The following is a 16,931-nucleotide window of genomic DNA, read 5'->3' as shown; positions in this document are numbered from 1 at the left end:
GGGGAACTGGTGGGATAGGTGGCGTGTCGAATCGCCCGTGGCGCGCCAGTGTCGCTGCCGCCGCCCTGACCGCTCTGCTCCTCTCCGGCTGCTCGGGTGCCCCGGACCGCCCCGCCCCGACGCCCGACCCGGCCATCACCTCCGCCGGCCCCAGCACCAGCACCCCCGCCGCGCCGCCGGCCGGTGACCCCGCCGCCCGTGCCGCCGCGCTGGTCGCCACACTGTCCGACGAAGATCTGGTCGGCCAGGTGCTGATGCCATACGCCTACGGCGACTCGGCGACGAAGGTCTCCGCCGGCTCGGCGGCCGGTAACCAGGCGCTGGCCGGGGTCGACACACCCGCCGACATGATCACCAAGTACCGGCTGGGTGGCCTGATCCTGGTCGGATTCAGCGCCGACGACCCGACCAAGGGCAACCAGGAGACCACCAACGTCGACAATCCGAAGCAGGTGCACGAGCTCACCACCGGGCTGCGTGTCGCCGCCGGTCGGATCGCCGCCGGCCCCGCGCCACTCCTGATCGGCACCGACCAGGAGTACGGCGTCGTCACCCGGGTGACCGACGGGGTCACCGTGCTGCCCAGCGCCCTCGCGGCAGGCGCGGCCGGCGACCCGAAGCTCACCGAGGCCGCCTGGCGTGCCGCCGGCACCGAGCTGGCAGCCATGGGGATCAACGTCGACTTCGCCCCGGTGGCCGACGTGCTGGCCACCCGCAGCACCGTGATCGGCTCCCGGTCGTACGGCGCCGACCCGCAGAAGGCCGGGGCCCAGGTCGGCGGTGCCGTCCGCGGCCTACAGGCGGTCGGGGTAGCGGCCACCCTGAAGCACTTCCCGGGGCACGGCCACAGCGCCGACGACTCGCACCAGGACCTGCCGGTGCTCACCCAGTCCGCCGAGGCGTTGCAGAGCGGCGCGTGGCCGCCGTTCACCGCCGGGATCGACGCCGGGGCGATGGCGGTCATGTCCGGCCACCTGGACGCGCGCGCGATCGACCCGGGGACCCCGGCGACCTTCTCGCACAAGCTGCTCACCGACGTGCTGCGCGGCCAACTCGGCTTCAAGGGTGTGGTGATCACCGACGGGATGAACATGCCACCCGCGAAGCGCTGGGCGCCCGGAGAGGCGGCGGTCCGAGCGCTGAACGCCGGTAACGACCTGATCCTGATGACTCCGAACGTCGGCCAGGCGTACGACGGGCTGCTCGCCGCGTTGCGCGGCGGGTCACTGCCCCGGGCCCGGCTGGTCGAGGCAGTCACCCGGGTGCTGACCATGAAGTTCCGGCTCGCGGAGCTCCCGGCGGCGCAGATGTCCACGCTCAACACCCCGGCTCACCGCGCGGCAGCCGACGCGCTGGCCGCCGCCGCCGTCACCGTGCTGCGGGGCACCTGCGGTGGCGCCGTACGCAGGCCGGTCACCGTCACCTCCTCCACCGGTCGGGACGGCACCAGGGCCGCGCTCACCGCCGCTCTGACCGCCGCCGGTGTGCCGGTCAAGCCCAGCGGCGGCACGATCGTGCACCTGGTGGGCTACGGCGACGGCGCCAGCGACCTGCGCGCCGACGCGGCGGTCACGGTTGCCATGGACACCCCGTACGTGCTGGCTGACGCGGCGTCACCGACGCTGCTGGCCACGTACTCCTCCAGCCGGGCGTCGATGACCGCACTGGCCGCCGTGCTGGCCGGCAAGGCCCGACCGGGCGGCCGGTCCCCGGTGGCGGTCACCGGCCTGCCCGCCACCACCTGCGGCACCTGACCCACTCCGACCGTTCCGGACCCGCGGGCGCAAAAACCCCTCGCCACGGGCGGCACCGGCCTGGCAACCTCGGCGCCATGGCAGCGCCACAGGGCTTTCGGTACGACCAGCGCGCGGACGGCACGGTGGTGATCACCCACCACGGGCGGGTGGCCGGCACGCTGCGCGGTGGCCGGGCAGCGGAGTTCCTCGCCGAGGTCGACGACGACCCGCAGTTGGTGATGGCCCGCTGGACCGGCAACTACCGCCACGGCAACGAGCGCACCGCGAAGCGGCACCCCCGCAACCGTGCCTGAACGAAGGCAGGGCCCCTTCTCATCGCCAGGCGATGGGAAGGGGCCCTTCTAACTTTTGGAGCGGGATCTCAGGGTCGCGTGAAGACCAGCGCCACGTTGTGGCCGCCGAAGCCGAACGCGTTGTTCAACGCGGCGGGGATCTCCATGTGGCGTGCCTTGTGGGCGGCGACCTCCAGGGTGAGCCCGTCCTCCGGGTCATCCAGGTTGATCGTCGGAGGAACGACACTGTCGCGGATGGCCAGGATGGTGGCGATCGACTCCAGCGCGCCGGCCGCACCGAGCAGGTGACCGGTCATCGACTTGGTCGCGGCCAGCACCGGGTGGTCGCCGAGCGCCTTGTGCAGCGCGCCGATCTCCAGCATGTCCCCGACCGGGGTCGAGGTGGCGTGCGCGTTGACGTGCACGATGTCCCGCTTGGCCACACCCGCGTCCGCGATCGCCTTGGCGATGGCCCGGATGGCGCCCTCACCCTCGGCGTGTGGCTGCACGATGTCGTACGCGTCGGAGGTGATGCCGGCGCCAGCGAGGCGCGCGTACACCCGGGCACCCCGGGCGGCGGCGTGGTCGGCCCGCTCCAGCACGATGACGCCGGCGCCCTCGCCGAGAACAAAGCCGTCCCGGCCCTTGTCCCATGGGCGGGAAGCCCGCTCCGGGTCGTCGTTGCGGGTCGACATGGCCCGCATCGAGCTGAACCCGGCGATCGGCAGCGGGTGGATGACCGCCTCGGTGCCGCCGGCCACCACCACGTCGGCGCGGCCGGAACGGATGATGTCCAGGCCCAGTGCGATCGCCTCGGCGCCGGTGGCGCAGGCGCTGGCCACCGCGTGCACGCCGGCCTTGGCGCCCAGCTCGAGCCCGACCCAGGCGGCCGGACCGTTCGGCATCAGCATCGGGATGGTGTGCGGGGAGACCCGCCGCGGCCCGGACGCCTCCAGGATGTCGTCCTGGGCGAGCAGGGTGGTGGCACCGCCGATGCCGGAGCCGACGCTGACGGCCAGCCGCTCCCCGTCGAGGTCGGAGCCGGCGAGGCCGGCGTCCGCCCAGGCCTGCTGCGCCGCGATGATCGCGATCGCCTCGGAACGGTCCAGTCGGCGCAGTCGGATCCGGTCCAGCACCTCGGACGGCTCCACGGCCAGTTGGGCGGCGATCCGGACCGGCAGTTGCTCGGCCCACTCCTGGGTGAGGGCACTCACCCCGGAGCGGCCGGCGAGCATGGCGTCCCAGGTCGACGCGACGTCCCCGCCAAGCGGGGTCGTCGCGCCGAGCCCGGTGACGACGACGTCGGGACGACTCATGATCAGGACTGCGCCGAGATGTAGCTGACAGCGTCACCGACGGTCTTGAGGTTCTGCACCTCGTTGTCCGGGATCTTGACGCCGAACTTCTCCTCGGCAGCCACCACGACCTCCACCATGGAGAGCGAGTCGACATCGAGGTCGTCGGTGAAGGACTTCCCCTCGGCCACGTCGTCCGGGTTCACTCCGGCAACCTCTTCGAGGATCTCGGCGAGGCCGGTGGTGATCTCGTCACGGGTCATTGCGGTTGGTTCCTTTCATCGGGGGTTCTCCGGCGGACGGCGTCGCCGACCGCCACTCCTCGACGCCTACGCGCCCGAGGGGGTCTTCAGGGGCAACGGACGACCTGACCGGCGTAGGTCAGGCCACCGCCGAAGCCGAACAGCAGCACCGGTGCGCCCGAAGGCACCTCCCGGCGCTCGACCAGCTTGGACAGGGCCAGCGGCACGCTCGCCGCGGAGGTGTTGCCGGACTCGACGATGTCCTTCGCGATGATCGCGTTGGGGATGTTGAGCCGCTTGACGATGCCGTCGATGATCCGGGTGTTGGCCTGGTGCGGCACGAACGCGGCCAGCTCCGACGGGTCGACCCCGGCCCGCTCACAGGCCTGCCGTGCGAGCGGCGCCAGCGCGGTGGTGGCCCAGCGGAACACCGACTGCCCCTCCTGCTTGATGTACGGGCGCCAGCCCTCGATGCGGACCGCGTCGCTCTTTTCCGGTGCCGAACCCCAGACCACCGGGCCGATCCCGGCCGGCTCGTCGTCGGCGGTGGCGGTGACCACCGCGGCGCCAGCGCCGTCCGCGAAGATGATGCAGGTGGAGCGGTCGGTCCAGTCGGTGAAGTCGGAGAGCTTCTCCGCCCCGATGACGATCGCGTTGCGCGACGAGCCGGCCCGGATGGCGTGGTCGACGATGCTCAGCGCGTAGGCGAAGCCCGAGCAGGCGGTGTTGACGTCGAACGCGCCCGGCGCGGCGATGCCCAGCTTGGCGGCGACCCGGCAGGCCACGTTCGGGCTGCGGTCGATGGAGGAGCAGGTGGCGACCACGACCAGGTCGATGTCGGCGGCGGTCAGGCCGGAGTTGGCCAGCGCCTTGCCGGCGGCGGCGGCGGCCATGTCGGCCACCGTCTCGCTGTCGGCGATCCGCCGGGTGACGATGCCGACGCGGTCGCGGATCCACTCGTCGTTGGTGTCGACGAGCTGGGCGATCTCGTCGTTGGTCACCACCCGGGACGGCTGGTAGTGCCCCATCGAGACGATGCGACTGCCAGTCATGAGCGACCTCCGATGCGGGCGATCAGGTCCCGTGCGGCCGGCAGGTCGTCCGGGGTGTTCAGGGTGACGATCTCCGGGGCGCCGTCGCCCTTGAGGTCCCGCTTGACCAGCCCGGCGAGGGTGCCGGCCGGTGGCAGCTCGATCACGCCGGTGACACCGAGGTCGGCCAGCGTACGCATGCACAGGTCCCAGCGCACCGGCGCGGTGACCTGCCGGACGAGGCGCTGCACCATGTCCGGACCGTTGTCGACCGCGGTGCCGTCGAGGTTCGACAGCAGGATCCGGGCCGGGTCGGCGGAGGTGATGCCGGCGGCGACGGCGGCGAGCGCGGTCTCGGCCGGGGCCATGTACGGGGTGTGGAACGCGCCGGCCACCTGGAGTCGGATGATCCGGGCCCTGGCGGGTGGCTCGGCGGCGAGCTTGTCGAGCCCGTCCAGCGCGCCGGCGGCGACGATCTGCCCGGCGCCGTTGCGGTTGGCCGGATACAACCCGTGCGCCTCGATCGCGGCGAGCACGTCGTCGGGGTCGCCGCCGAGCACGGCGGCCATTCCGGTCGGCTCCAGCGCGCACGCGGCGGCCATCTCCCGGCCTCGTACGCCGGCGAGGGTGATCGCGGCTTCGGCCGACAGCACACCGGCCACGGCGGCGGCACCCAACTCGCCGACGCTGTGGCCGGCGGTGAGCGCGACGCCGTCCAGCGGCAGGTGCTCGACCGCGAGCAACGCCGCGGCGACCAGCAACGGCTGGGTGCGGGCGGTGTCCTTGATCTCGTCGGCGTCGGCGGCGGTGCCCAGATGCATCAGGTCGACCCCGGCCAGCGCCGACCACTCGCGCAGGCGCGCCTCAGTGCCGGTCAGGTCGAGCCAGGGAGTCAGGAAGCCGGGTTTCTGAGAACCCTGGCCGGGACTAAGTACGGCGAGCACGCCTATGACTCTCCCGGATACGCGTGGGTAAAGCGGTGCCGCCTCCGACCAAACCACACTAGGACCTTTGGAGGTTTCCTACAAAGATCGGCGGGGATCATCCTCAGTATGGGTGGTTTTCCGGGTGGCCGGGGTCATTGTCTGAGTCGGGACGGGTGAGGTCAGCGGGGCGACCGGATCCAACCGACCCACGGTCAGCGCGACCTGAAGGGCGAACGCGTCCCGGGGAACCAGCGGCGAGAAGCCGGTGACCTCGGCGATCCGCCGCAGCCGGTAACGCACGGTGTTCGGGTGTACGAACAGCGCACGGGCGGCGCTCTCCAGCGTGCCACCGGCGGCCAGGAACGCGTCCAGGGTCGCCAGCAGTTCGCCACCGGCGCGCACCAGGGTCGCGTACACGTCGTGCCGCAGCCGCCGACGGGCCTCCGCGTCGCCAGCGAGGGCCCGCTCCGGCAACAGGTCCGCGGCCGGCACCGGGCGAGGGGCGCTGGGCCATGCCGGCGCCGCCCGGAAACCGGACAGCGCGGCCCGCGCCGACTCGGTCGCCTCATCCAGGCTGGGCACGGCCGGGCCGACCACCACCGGGCCGTCCCCGAACGCGCTCAGCAGCTTGGCGGTGGCGGTCAGCGGGTCCGCCGCGCCACCCAGCACGATCACCAACCGGTCACCGTGGACCCCGCCGATCACCTCCACGCCGATCCGGCGGGCCTGCCGGTAGACCACGTGCAGCACCGCCGAGACCTCCCCGCCGGGCGACCGACCGACCGCCACCGCCACCGGCGGCGCGTCCGCCCAGCCGAGCGCGGCGGCCCGACTGGCCAGCACGTCCGGCGAGTCACCGCGCAACAACGCGTCGACCAGCAGAGCCTGCAACCGGGCGTCCCACGCGCCGCGTGACTCGGCGGCCCGCGCGTACACCCGGGCGGCGGCGAACGCGATCTCCCGGGAGAAGCGCAGCACCGCTTCGCGCAGTTGCTGCTCCTCGCCCTCGACGGCCAGGTGCGACACCTGCTCCTCGACCACGTCGATGGTCACCTTGATCAACGCCACGGTCTGCTGGAGGGTGATCGACCGGGCCAGTGCGATGGGGGCGGCGGCGAAGACCTCGTCGGAAACCTCCTGGGTGCTGTCCGCCGTGCCGCCCCCGTCGCGCAACCACTGCACCAGCGACCGGGCGCCCGCCTGGGCCACCAGCATCACCCAGGAGCGCTGGTCGGCCGGCAGCGCCCGGAACCACGGCAGCGTCTCGTCCATCCGGGCCACGCTGGAGGTGGCCAACGCTCCCGCCGAACGCTCGATCCGGCGCAGCGTGGCCGCCAGCTCTCCACCGCCCGGCGTACTCACCGCCCTAGCCTGACACGTCGTGAGCAGCCCATCCACGCCGGCACCGGTCAGCGGATAGCCGGAAGGACGGTTAGACCGGCACCCTTCACCGAACTGTTGAGCGCGCGACCGGGGCTGTGGAGGAAGCACAGAGCGCTGGGTCTGCCCGCCAGCCACTCGGGCTCGCCCTCCGGGCTGAACCCGAACACCTGGAACCGGCTCCCCACGTCACTCTCCGGCAACCCGACGTAACGGGCGACGGTGGACAGGCGCCCCGCGTCCGTGATGTCGTCGGTGAATTCCTCGACCTCGGGGTCAGCCCGCCAGATGCCGGCGAACTCGGTGTCGTGCGGCCCCGTGCAGGAGGCGGGCGGCAGATCGCCGGACTCCGACGGATCGGTGAAGCAGGTGTACCGCAGCGGCGAATCGCTGGTCAGGGCGCCCCGCAGGCTGTTCGCCCCGGGATTCGGGAACCACCGGTCCACGGCATGCATCTCCAGCAGATCGCAGCGGTACCACCGCTCACCCGCCTTCCAGCGCGCCGCCGACGGGGTCAGCGCCCGCATCGCCAGCCGCGACTCGCGCCAGTCACCGCCCAGGAAGCGAGCAGCCTCGGTGTCGCAGGATTCGTACAGCCGCCAGATCGCCTCGGTGTCGGCGGCCGGGGGCGCCGGCGCGGCGCCTTCCGCGCCGGCGATCCGGCCGACCAGGAACGTCTCAGCCTCGTGCTTCGAGGAGCAGGGGATTGGGGTGTACGCCTCGGGGCTGCGCTCGTCGGAGGCGGTGGCGTGACACACCCCTGCCTTGGGGGCGAAGGTCGAAGTCGCCTCCTCGGTGGGACTGCTGTCACAACCGCCCGCCCCCACGGTCAGCGCCACAAGGATCGTCGTTCCCCACGACCGTCGCACGTTGTCTCCATCCTGGGCAGCCGTCCGCGGCACCGGTGGCGCGCAGCGTACGGCAGGCGGACAGTCCGCCGGCGTCCGGAGTGGACGGAACAAGCTCACGGTTGCGGGGGAGTGGGTAGGCCCAGCTCCTGGGCCAGGATCGCGGCCTGCACCCGGCTGCGAAGGTGCAGCTTCGCCAGGATCCGGCTCACGTGGGTCTTGGTGGTGCTCTCCGCCAGCACCAGCCGGTCGGCGATCTGCTGATTGGACAAGCCCAGGCCGAGGCAGGCCAGCACGTCACGCTCGCGCGGGGTGAGTGTGCCCAGCGCGGCCCGGGTGTCCGCCGACGCGCCCGGCGCGGTGGCCGCGAAGGCGGTGATCAACCGGCGGGTCACCGCGGGGGCGATGAACCCGTCGCCGCGCGCCACCGTCCGCACGGCGGTCACCAGGCCATCGGCGTCGGTGTCCTTCAACAGGAACCCGGCCGCGCCGGCACGCAACGCACCGAAGACGTACTCGTCGAGGTCGAAGGTGGTGAGCACCAGCACGTCGGCGAGCCCTTCGGTGACGATCGCCCGGGTCGCGGAGATCCCATCCCGGTGAGGCATCCGTACGTCCAGCACCGCCACGTCCGGGCGCAGCTCCCGACACAGCCGCACCGCCTCGTCGCCGTCGGCCGCCTCGCCGACCACCTCGAGGCCCGGCGAGCCGCGCAGGATCAGGGCCAGTCCGGCCCGTACCGCAGGCTGGTCGTCCGCGAGCACCACTCGTACGCTCGCGTCCCCCGACGAGCGCACCGGCCCGGTCACCCGACCTCCCCGGTGGGCAGCACGGCGCGGACCTGCCAGCGGCCGTCACGCGGCCCGGCGGTGAACTGGCCGGCCAGCAGGGTGGCCCGCTCCCGCATCCCGATCAGCCCCGCCCCGGCACCCGGCAGCCCTGCCCCGCCCCGGCGTACCCGATTCTCCACCGTCACCACCACCTCCGCCGGGCCGTACGCGATCGTCACCTTTGCCTCGCCCGTGCCGTGCTTGAGCGCGTTGGTCAGCGACTCCTGCACGATGCGGTACGCGGCGAGGTCCACCCCCACCGGCAGTGGGCCCGGCGTGCCATCGGTGCGGAGCCGCACCGCGAGGCCGGCGGCCCGGAGCCGCTCGACCAACCCGTCCGCCTCGGCGAGCCGCGCGATGACCGCCTCCGGCAGCGCCGGGCTGTCACCCGCCGGGGCCGGCCCGCCGCTGGTCCCCGGCTCACGCAGCACTTCGATCATCTGACGCATCTCCGCCAGGCCCTGCACGCTGCTTTCCCGGATCACCCGCAACGCCGATTCGACCTGGCCGCGATCGAGCCCGGGTACGGACAGCACGGCCGTGGCGTGGATGGCCACCGCGCTGAGGTGGTTGGCGACGACGTCGTGCAGCTCCCGGGCCATTCGGGCGCGTTCGGCGCTGACCGCCTGCCGGCGGTCCAGCTCGACCAGCCGGGCGGTCTGCTCAGCCCGGTCCCGCTCGGCGGCGGCCTGGTCGCGGTACTGCCGCACGCTGATCCCGGTCAGGACCGGCACCAGCCCGGCGAGCACCACCGGCACCCCGACGGCGACCCCGCGCCACTGGTCGAAGACGAGCACGCCGGCCACCGCGCCGACCAGGCTGAACCCGATGGTCACCCGCAGCAGCCACGGCCACAGCCGGGGTGGGCCGTAGACACAGGCGTCGTAGAGCACCTGCGTGTAGATCAGGATCGTCCCCAGCGAGCCGCCGAGCGCGGTGTCCACGACCAGCGCCACGGTGCCGACGGCCAGGCTGGTGCGCGGGGCGACGCGGCGTAGGCCCACGGCCACGCACATCGTCAGCAGTGGCGGCAGGAACAGGACCTGCGGCACGTCCGGGTGCGGACGGATCTGCGGTTGCCAACCGAGGGCGTACAGCACCAGGCCGCCGGCCAGCGACGCGCCGGCCAGCGCGAGGTCCCGGCCGCGGGTGCCGGAGCCGAGCCACGGTGGCGGTCGCATGCCCCCGATCCCACCACAGCCGTCGACCGTCGGACTCCGCCCCCGGGAGGACTCCGCCGGACCCGGCATGCGCCGAAAGGGGTACGCCCACCGCGCGTCGATCCGGCAAGAATGATCATCATGATTCCCACCGAGACCACGGCCACGCTCGCCCGCGAGATCGACGCCACCTGCCGGCTGACCGGCACGTTCGTGCTCCGCTCCGGCCGGACCGCCGACGAGTACTTCGACAAGTACCGCTTCGAGGCGGATCCCCGCCTCCTGGACCGGGTGGCCGCCCAGTTGGCGCCCCTGGTGCCGACGGACACCGAGGTGCTGGCCGGGCTCGAGATGGGCGGGATCCCAGTGGTGACCGCGCTGGGCCGGCACACCGGGCTGCCCTGCGCCTTCGTGCGCAAGACCGCCAAGCCGTACGGGACGGCCCGGCTGGCCGAGGGGGCAAAGTTGGCCGGGCGGCGGGTGCTGGTGGTCGAGGATGTGGTCACCTCCGGCGGCCAGGTGGTCATCTCCACCGGCCAGCTACGCGAACTGGGTGCCCGGGTGGAGCACGCCCTCTGCGTCATCGACCGTGCCGAGGGCGGGACCGAGGCGCTCGCCGGTCACGGCGTGGCGCTGCGGGCGCTCTTCACCCGGGCCGACCTGGAGGCTCACCGCACCCGCTGACCGCCGGTCTCCGCCCCGGCCGCGACCCTCGGGGTGAACGGCGCGAAAAGAAGCTGTGAACTGCGCAACTGGATCCCGCGCTCACCGTCGTCTTCGGGAACTGGCCGGTCCCGACCCCAGGTACGCCGCGCGCGGCCCGTCGGTCCCGGCCAGTACGGTGACAGGGCACGTCGGGGGGGACCGGCGGGTGAGGCGAGCGTGAGGAGACCGGGGATGGCGCACGGGGAGGCCGAGCACGGCTGCGCCCAGGGCGAGCCCTGCCGGCCGGGGCACCACGACCCGCAGGCGGCCGGCAAGCACCGCCGGCCGGTCGGCGGCGCGTCATCGCACCCGGTGGAGCCGCTCATCGGCCGGGCCGATGACGAGACCGCGCTCCCGCGCCAGCGCTCCGCAGAGCCCACACCCCTCGCCGAGCCCGACTCGGACGTCCCGGCTGGTTGCCTCAGCGCACTTCCCGGCTGGGCCGGGGCGCATCGGCACGGACCGGTCCGGCCGCGTCCACGGGCCACCCGCCGGGAGCGCCCACCCCGCCGTTGGTGCTGACCACCGCGTCGTTGGTGCTGACCACCGCCGCCCGAGAGAGCCGTCCGCGCGGGCTGCCTGGCCGGCGCGGCTGATGCCCGTGGCCAGCGCGGCGCTGATCAGCGCGTGCGGCAGATCAGCGCGTGCGGCAGATCAGCGGGTGCGGCGGGTCAGCGGGTGCGACGGGTCGGTGGTGCGACGGCGAATCAGCAGGGCGATCCCGGCGAGGCCGACCGTGATGGTCAGCATCACCCCGACGTTGAGCAGCAGCAGGTGCTGCAAGTCGCCGAGGGCCTCGTCGAGGTCCTTCGCGGGGTCGAGCGTGTCCTCCGGGAGCACCCGCTCGCCGCCGCCCACGCCGCCGCTGACCGTGTCGAACTGCCGCTCCAGCGGCGCACCGGCGGCGCGCAGGGTCTCCGACATGCTGAGCCGACCGAGGAACCACGCGGCGCTGGTCTTGCGGGCATCGGGCTGCTTCGCCGGCCGGAAGATCCGCGGGCCACCGGCCGCCTTGGGATAGAGGTCGTACGTCTGCTTCGGCGTTTCCCCGGCGAGCACCACGACCGTGTACTTCGGACCGAGGTCGGCCGGCTTCGGGCCTTTCGGCATGCCGGTGCCAGCGAGGAAGTTGACCTGGTCGATGATCGCGCCCACCTGGGTAGGCTGCGTGTCCGCGCGCAACCGCAGCGGCGCGGACAGGCCCACGCCGGTGATGTCGACTCCGGCGGGTGCCGGCTTTGGCGCCGCCGATGCCGGGCCGGCGGTGCCGAGCGACAGCAGCGCCGTCGCCAGGGTGCCCGCCAACACGGTGGCCAACCGCCTTATCTGTCGGACCATCCCGCCTCCTCGCCCCGTTCGATGGATGGCTTCGTTGTGACGTCTGGACCGGTCCACCGGTGCGGCATCGACCTGACGGTCGGTCCACTCTTACAGACTCCGCAGAACGTCGATGAGTTGCAGCTTGTGGAACAGTAATTGGAACTATCTGCGATCTCTGCTCGACTAATGAGGAGCGGTTTGATCAGCGGGCGGATCGTACCCTTACGGAGGGGTTCATGGGGGGCAGGGTTACACGTACGGCGCGGGTTGTGCCAGTGGTGCTCGGCGTGGCGTTCGGTGTGTCGTTTTTGGCGCCTGCGACGCCGGCCGCCGCGCACAACTCACTGACCGGCAGCGATCCGCGCGACGGCGCCCGGGTGGCGACGGCGCCCGCCCGGATCGAGCTACGGTTCCTGGCCAAGCCGGCGCCGGCTACGACGAAGATCACAATATCGGGACCGGACAATGTGGTCGCCGGCGGCCCACCGGTCTTCGAGGGCAGCCGCGTGCGTGTGCCGTTCAAGCCGGCCGCGGCAGGGCTCTACATCGTCGGCTACCAGCTCGCGTCCTCCGACGGGCACCCGGTGAAGGGCGAGGTGCGGTTCACCCTCACCACCGGCACGGCCGCCGACCCGTCCGCCTCGCCGTCTGCCGCTGGTCCGTCGGCCTCGGCCGGAGCGCCCTCGGTTGACCCGTCAACCGTTGCTACGGCCTCAGCCTCAGCCTCAGCTGGGCCGGCGTCGGCGACACCCGGCAGTCCGACGGCGTCCACGGTGCCGACGGCGTCGGAGCACTCCGACTCCGGCGGGCGCTGGTGGCTCTGGGCGCTCGGCGGCCTGGTGCTGCTCGCCGCGCTCGCCGCCGGCCTGGTGTTCCGCCGCCGACGTGGCGCCGCCTAGTCGATCATGGGGTTGTGGTGGCGGACATAGCCCCCGGAGGGTGCCGAACCAGGCACCACAACTCCATGATCGACAGGGGCTGCGCGCCCCGGCGGAGGCGTTCAGACCAGGCGGAGTCGGGCGGCGCGCATCCGGGTCAGGGTGCGCTCGCGACCGAGCACCTCCAGCGACTCGAACAGCGGCAGGCCCACGGTGCGGCCGGTGACCGCGACCCGTACCGGCGCCTGGGTCTTACCGAGCTTGAGACCACGCTCGGCGCCGACCGCCTCCAGTGTCGACTTCAGCGACTCGGCGTCCCAGGACTCCAGCGCGTCGAACGCCGCGATGGCGGCGTCCAGCAGATCGGCGGAGCCGTCCTTCATCGTCTTGGCCCAGGCGGCCTCGTCGATCAGCGGCGAGGCCAGGAAGAGGAAGTCGACGTTCGGCACGATCTCGCTGAGCACCGTGATCCGGGTCTGGGCCAGCGGCGCCACGGCGGCGAACGCGTCGGCGTCAAATTCCTCCGGCTGCCACGGCGGCGGCGCGATGGTCCCGGTGCCGGTCAGCCACGGCTGGCAGGCGTCGATGAACTCGGCCACCGGCAGGGCGCGAATGTAATCACCGTTGAACGCGCGCAGCTTCTTCTCGTCGAAGAACGCCGAGGAGAGATTGACCTCGTCCAGCCGGAACTCGTCCTCGATCACCGACCAGGGAACGATCTCCCGGTCGCCGGAGGGAGCCCAGCCGAGCAGCATGAGGTAGTTGCGCATCGCGCCGGCGAGGTAACCCTCGTCGCGGTACGCCTCCAGGGCGACCTTGTCCCGGCGCTTGGAGAGCTTCTGCCGCTTCTCGTTGACCACCACCGGCACGTGCGCCCAGACCGGCGGCTTGACCCCGAGGGCTTCCCAGAGCAACTGCTGCTTGGGAGTGTTGGGCAGGTGCTCCTCGGCCCGGATCACGTGGGTGATCCCCATGGTCATGTCGTCGACGACGTTGGCCAGCAGGAAGACCGGTGAGCCGTCGCCCCGGGCGATGACGAAGTCCTCGATGAGCTTGTTCTCGAAGGTGGGCTCGCCGCGGATCAGGTCCACCACCACGGTCGCGCCCTCGTCGGGCGTACGGAAGCGCAGCGCCCGACCTTCACCCGGGCCGAGGCCGAGGTCGCGGTGGTAGCCGTCGTAGCCCTGGTACTGCGAGCCGGTGCGGGCCTGCACGTCCTCACGGGTGCAGTCGCAGTAGTAGGCGCGGCCCGACTCGTACAGGCGCGCGGCGGCGGCCCGGTGCTCGCCGGCGTTCGCCGACTGGAAGTACGGGCCCTCGTAGCTCCCCCGGGAGATGCCGATCCAGTCCAGCGCGGAGAGGATGCCCTCGGTCCACTCGGGCTTGTTGCGCGCCGCGTCAGTGTCCTCGATGCGCAGCACGAACACCCCGCCCTGCTGCTTGGCGTAGATCCAGTTCTGCAGCGCCGAGCGGGCACCGCCGACGTGGAACATACCGGTCGGGGAGGGGGCGAAGCGCACACGTACCGTCACGTCCCCCAGCCTACGGGCGGCGGCCAGCGCATTGTCCGGCGGGCCGGTCAGGGGACTGAGCGGATCTTGACGACCAGGGCGCTGCCGATCAGGGTGACCACGGCGGTGACCGCGTACAGCGTGGGGTAACCGCCCAGGTACACCACGAGCGGGGCGGAGAGCGCCGGGCCGAGCACCTGCGGCGCCGAGTTGGCGATGTTGATGACGCCGAGGTCCTTGGCCCGGTCGGTGGCCCGGGGCAGCACCTGGGTGATCAACGCGGCGTCCACCGAGAGGTAGACGCCGTAGCCGGCGCCGAGCAGCAGCGCGGCGACGATCGCCATGGGCCAGACCGGCGCGACCGCGAGCAGCAGCGCCGCCACCGCCATGATCAGCCCGGAGGCGATCACGTAGATCTTGCGGCGCCCGGAGCGGTCCGACAGTCGGCCGGCGACCACCGCCGTCAGCATCATGCCGAGCGTGTAGAGCAGGATCAGCACCAGCAGGCCAGCCTCGGGATCGGGGTGGCGCACCCCGTCGGTGAGGAAGTACAGCAGGTAGAGGGTGCCCAGCGCGTTGCCGAGTTGGACCAGGAACCGGGTGATCCAGGCCCAGGCGAAGTCGGGGTGCCGGCGCGGGCTGATCCACATCGAGGCCAGCAGCGCCCGCGTCCGCAGCACCGGCCGATGCGTACGCGGCAGTGGTTCGTCGGGGGTGAACAGCGCGAACGGCAGCGACAGCAGCAGGATGGCCACGGCGATGGCCAGGTAGCCGGCGGCGTTGCCGGTGACCACGGCCGTGACCAGCACCGCGCCGAGCACCAGCCCGAGGGCCTGCGGGATGCCCACCCAACCCGACACGCCGCCGCGCTGCGTCACCGGGACCCGGTCCGGGATCGCGGCGGTGAGGCTGGCCAGCATCGCGTTGAAGCAGACCTGTGCGGCGAGCCAGCCGAGGGCGACGCCGAGGATGGTCCGCTGCTGGGCCAGCAGCACCAGGGACGCCGCGCCGAGCAGGGCACCGCCGGCGGTCCAGACGTGCCGGCGACCGAACTCCCGGCCGGCCACCCGCAGGCAGGTCCGGTCGGAGAACGCGCCCGCGAGGGGGTTGGCGAGCACCGCGGCCAGCGCACCGAGGCCGGTGACCAGGGCCAGCATGTTCTCCTTGTTGCCGGGTGCGATCTGCTCGATCTGCTGCGGCAGCAGCACCTGGATGGGCGTGAAGAACGCCATCCAGACCCCGAGGTTCGCGGCGAAGATCAACCCGATCCAACCGCGCCGCACCGGCACGGTCGGCTCGGCGAGGGCGGCCGGCAGCGACGCCGGCGTCGGGTCGAGGGTGGTCACCGCGCCGACCCCTCCCGGGAGGCCGCGATCACGTCCCGCAGCCAGGTGTACGAGGACTTCGGCGTACGGGCCTGGGTGGCGTAGTCGACGTGTACGAGGCCGAAGCGCTTGGTGAACCCCTCGGCCCACTCCCAGTTGTCCAGCAGCGACCAGACGAAGTACCCGCGCACGTCCACCCCGTCGTCGATGGCGGCCCGGACCGCCCGCAGATGCCCGTCGAGGTACGCGATCCGCTCCGGATCCGCCACCTGCCCGTCCGCGTCCGGTACGTCGTCGTACGCGCAGCCGCTCTCGGTGATCTCGATGGGCGGCAGCGCGGTGCCGTACGTGTCACGCAGCCAGCCGAGCAGCTCGTGCAGCCCGTCGGGGGCCACCGGCCAGTCGAAGGCCGTACGCGGGTAACCGTCCAGCGGGACGAGGTCGAACGGCAGTGGCGAGCCCTCCTCGGCGGCCCGTACACCGGTGGGGTTGTAGTAGTTGACCCCGAGAACGTCGATCGGTGCGGCGATCGTGTCGAGGTCGCCGGGGTGGATGACGCTCGGGTCGAAGCCGGGCAGCTCCGGGTAGCCCCGGCCGAGGAGCGGGTCGGTGAAGAGACGGTTGTGCAGCGCCTCGTACGCGGCACCGGCGGCCCGGTCGGCGTCGCGGTCACCGAGCACCCGCACCGGCGAGTAGTTGTTGGCGATCGCCACCGGACTGGCGGTGCGGGTCCGCAGCGCGGCGACCGCGAGCCCGTGCCCGAGCAGTTGGTGGTGGGCGACCGGGAAGGCGTCGAAGAGCAGCATCCGGCCGGGGGCGTGCACGCCCATGCCGTAGCCGAGGCTCATGTGGATGAACGGCTCGTTGAGGGTGATCCAGAGCCGGACCCGGTCGCCGAGCCGGGCGGCGGTCGTCTCGGCGTACTCGGCGAAGCGGGCTGCGGTGTCGCGGTTCAGCCAGCCGCCGGCGTCTTCGAGGGGTTGGGGCAGGTCCCAGTGGTAGAGGGTTGCCACCGGGTCGACACCGGCGGCCAGCAACTCGTCCACCAGGCGGTCGTAGAAGTCCAGGCCGGCCGCGTTGGCCGGTCCGGTGCCGGTGGGCTGCACCCGGGGCCAGGCGATGGAGAGCCGGTATCCGGAGACGCCCAACCTGGCCAGCAGCGCGACGTCCTCGGTGTGCCGGTGGTAGTGGTCGCAGGCCACCTCGCCGCTGCTGCCGTCGCTGATGCGGCCAGGGGAGTGCGCGAAGGTGTCCCAGATGGACGGACCGCGTCCGCCGGCGGTGGTGGCGCCCTCGATCTGATGGGCCGATGTGGATACGCCCCAGCGGAAGCCGGTGGGGAACTGGGGCATCGGTGCGGTAGACATGCGCCCTCCCGGTCAACATGAAACGTGCTCGGGACTTTAGGGCGCTCTCGATGAATGCGCCATAGGCCGGTATGGCGCAATCCG

17 protein-coding genes are annotated in these 16,931 nt (G+C 72.5%); 5 read left to right on the top strand and 12 right to left on the bottom strand.

The features are described 5' to 3' along the window. Positions 1 to 23: 23 nt before the first annotated feature. Together ABZT18_RS27520 and ABZT18_RS27515 are read left to right on the top strand one after the other, a co-directional pair. Positions 24 to 1,754 (top strand): glycoside hydrolase family 3 protein, encoded by a 1,731-nt coding sequence (locus ABZT18_RS27520; protein WP_354996834.1) that lies wholly within the window; start codon positions 24 to 26, stop codon positions 1,752 to 1,754. A gap of 77 nt (positions 1,755 to 1,831) precedes the next feature. Next, entirely contained in the window at positions 1,832 to 2,050 is a 219-nt protein-coding gene (locus ABZT18_RS27515) for a hypothetical protein (protein WP_354996835.1), read from the top strand. Positions 2,051 to 2,118: 68 nt separating this feature from the next. On the opposite strand, the gene fabF is transcribed toward ABZT18_RS27515, so the two are convergent. From fabF to ABZT18_RS27475, 8 genes are all read right to left on the bottom strand, one after another. Then, a complete protein-coding gene (gene fabF, locus ABZT18_RS27510; RefSeq protein ID WP_354996836.1) occupies positions 2,119 to 3,345 on the bottom strand; it encodes a beta-ketoacyl-ACP synthase II in 1,227 nt (408 codons plus the stop codon). 2 nt (positions 3,346 to 3,347) lie between these two features. Beyond that, positions 3,348 to 3,587, bottom strand: a complete 240-nt coding sequence (locus ABZT18_RS27505; protein ID WP_354996837.1) for an acyl carrier protein — start codon at positions 3,585 to 3,587, stop codon at positions 3,348 to 3,350. An 86-nt stretch (positions 3,588 to 3,673) separates the two neighbouring features. After that, complete coding sequence (locus tag ABZT18_RS27500; RefSeq protein WP_354996838.1) at positions 3,674 to 4,618, bottom strand: beta-ketoacyl-ACP synthase III; 945 nt, start codon at positions 4,616 to 4,618, stop codon at positions 3,674 to 3,676. Then, positions 4,615 to 5,541, bottom strand: coding sequence for an ACP S-malonyltransferase (locus ABZT18_RS27495; protein WP_354996839.1), 927 nt, complete (start codon positions 5,539 to 5,541; stop codon positions 4,615 to 4,617). The genes ABZT18_RS27500 and ABZT18_RS27495 overlap by 4 nt, the downstream gene beginning before the upstream one ends. Positions 5,542 to 5,619: 78 nt before the next feature. Continuing rightward, on the bottom strand, positions 5,620 to 6,921 hold the full coding sequence (locus ABZT18_RS27490) for a helix-turn-helix domain-containing protein (protein WP_354996840.1): 1,302 nt from the start codon (positions 6,919 to 6,921) through the stop codon (positions 5,620 to 5,622). Positions 6,922 to 6,932: 11 nt separating this feature from the next. Further along, positions 6,933 to 7,772 carry a septum formation family protein gene (locus tag ABZT18_RS27485; protein WP_354996841.1) on the bottom strand — a complete coding sequence of 280 codons (840 nt, stop codon included), beginning with the start codon at positions 7,770 to 7,772 and terminating at the stop codon, positions 6,933 to 6,935. A gap of 95 nt (positions 7,773 to 7,867) precedes the next feature. Beyond that, positions 7,868 to 8,560: a response regulator transcription factor gene (locus ABZT18_RS27480; protein ID WP_354996842.1), complete on the bottom strand. Its 693-nt coding sequence runs from the start codon at positions 8,558 to 8,560 to the stop codon at positions 7,868 to 7,870. Continuing rightward, entirely contained in the window at positions 8,557 to 9,762 is a 1,206-nt protein-coding gene (locus ABZT18_RS27475) for a histidine kinase (RefSeq protein WP_354996843.1), read from the bottom strand. The genes ABZT18_RS27480 and ABZT18_RS27475 overlap by 4 nt, the downstream gene beginning before the upstream one ends. A 120-nt stretch (positions 9,763 to 9,882) precedes the next feature. On the opposite strand from ABZT18_RS27475, the gene pyrE reads away from it, so the two are divergent. Further along, positions 9,883 to 10,425: an orotate phosphoribosyltransferase gene (gene pyrE / locus ABZT18_RS27470; RefSeq protein WP_354996844.1), complete on the top strand. Its 543-nt coding sequence runs from the start codon at positions 9,883 to 9,885 to the stop codon at positions 10,423 to 10,425. A gap of 213 nt (positions 10,426 to 10,638) precedes the next feature. Next, a complete protein-coding gene (locus ABZT18_RS27465) occupies positions 10,639 to 10,968 on the top strand; it encodes a hypothetical protein (RefSeq protein ID WP_354996845.1) in 330 nt (109 codons plus the stop codon). 132 nt (positions 10,969 to 11,100) lie between these two features. Here the strand turns inward: ABZT18_RS27465 and ABZT18_RS27460 are convergent, their stop codons facing one another. Beyond that, positions 11,101 to 11,784, bottom strand: coding sequence for a hypothetical protein (locus ABZT18_RS27460; protein WP_354996846.1), 684 nt, complete (start codon positions 11,782 to 11,784; stop codon positions 11,101 to 11,103). A gap of 269 nt (positions 11,785 to 12,053) precedes the next feature. Here ABZT18_RS27460 and ABZT18_RS27455 point away from each other — a divergent pair, with 269 nt between their 5' ends. Continuing rightward, positions 12,054 to 12,665 carry a copper resistance CopC family protein gene (locus ABZT18_RS27455; protein ID WP_354996847.1) on the top strand — a complete coding sequence of 204 codons (612 nt, stop codon included), beginning with the start codon at positions 12,054 to 12,056 and terminating at the stop codon, positions 12,663 to 12,665. 101 nt (positions 12,666 to 12,766) lie between these two features. On the opposite strand, the gene gltX is transcribed toward ABZT18_RS27455, so the two are convergent. The 3 genes from gltX to ABZT18_RS27440 are packed head-to-tail and all read right to left on the bottom strand — an operon-like array spanning position 12,767 to position 16,847. Continuing rightward, positions 12,767 to 14,176, bottom strand: coding sequence for a glutamate--tRNA ligase (gltX, locus tag ABZT18_RS27450; protein ID WP_354996848.1), 1,410 nt, complete (start codon positions 14,174 to 14,176; stop codon positions 12,767 to 12,769). Positions 14,177 to 14,223: 47 nt separating this feature from the next. Further along, positions 14,224 to 15,501, bottom strand: coding sequence for an MFS transporter (locus ABZT18_RS27445; protein ID WP_354996849.1), 1,278 nt, complete (start codon positions 15,499 to 15,501; stop codon positions 14,224 to 14,226). Next, on the bottom strand, positions 15,498 to 16,847 hold the full coding sequence (locus tag ABZT18_RS27440) for a GH1 family beta-glucosidase (protein WP_354996850.1): 1,350 nt from the start codon (positions 16,845 to 16,847) through the stop codon (positions 15,498 to 15,500). The genes ABZT18_RS27445 and ABZT18_RS27440 overlap by 4 nt, the downstream gene beginning before the upstream one ends. Positions 16,848 to 16,931 lie beyond the last annotated feature (84 nt).

Source organism: Micromonospora sp. NPDC005291, from assembly GCF_040607415.1.
Classification (GTDB): Bacteria; Actinomycetota; Actinomycetes; order Mycobacteriales; family Micromonosporaceae; genus Micromonospora.
The sequence above is the reverse complement of the archived record's forward strand: the minus strand, read 5'-3'. Positions and strand labels throughout refer to the sequence as shown.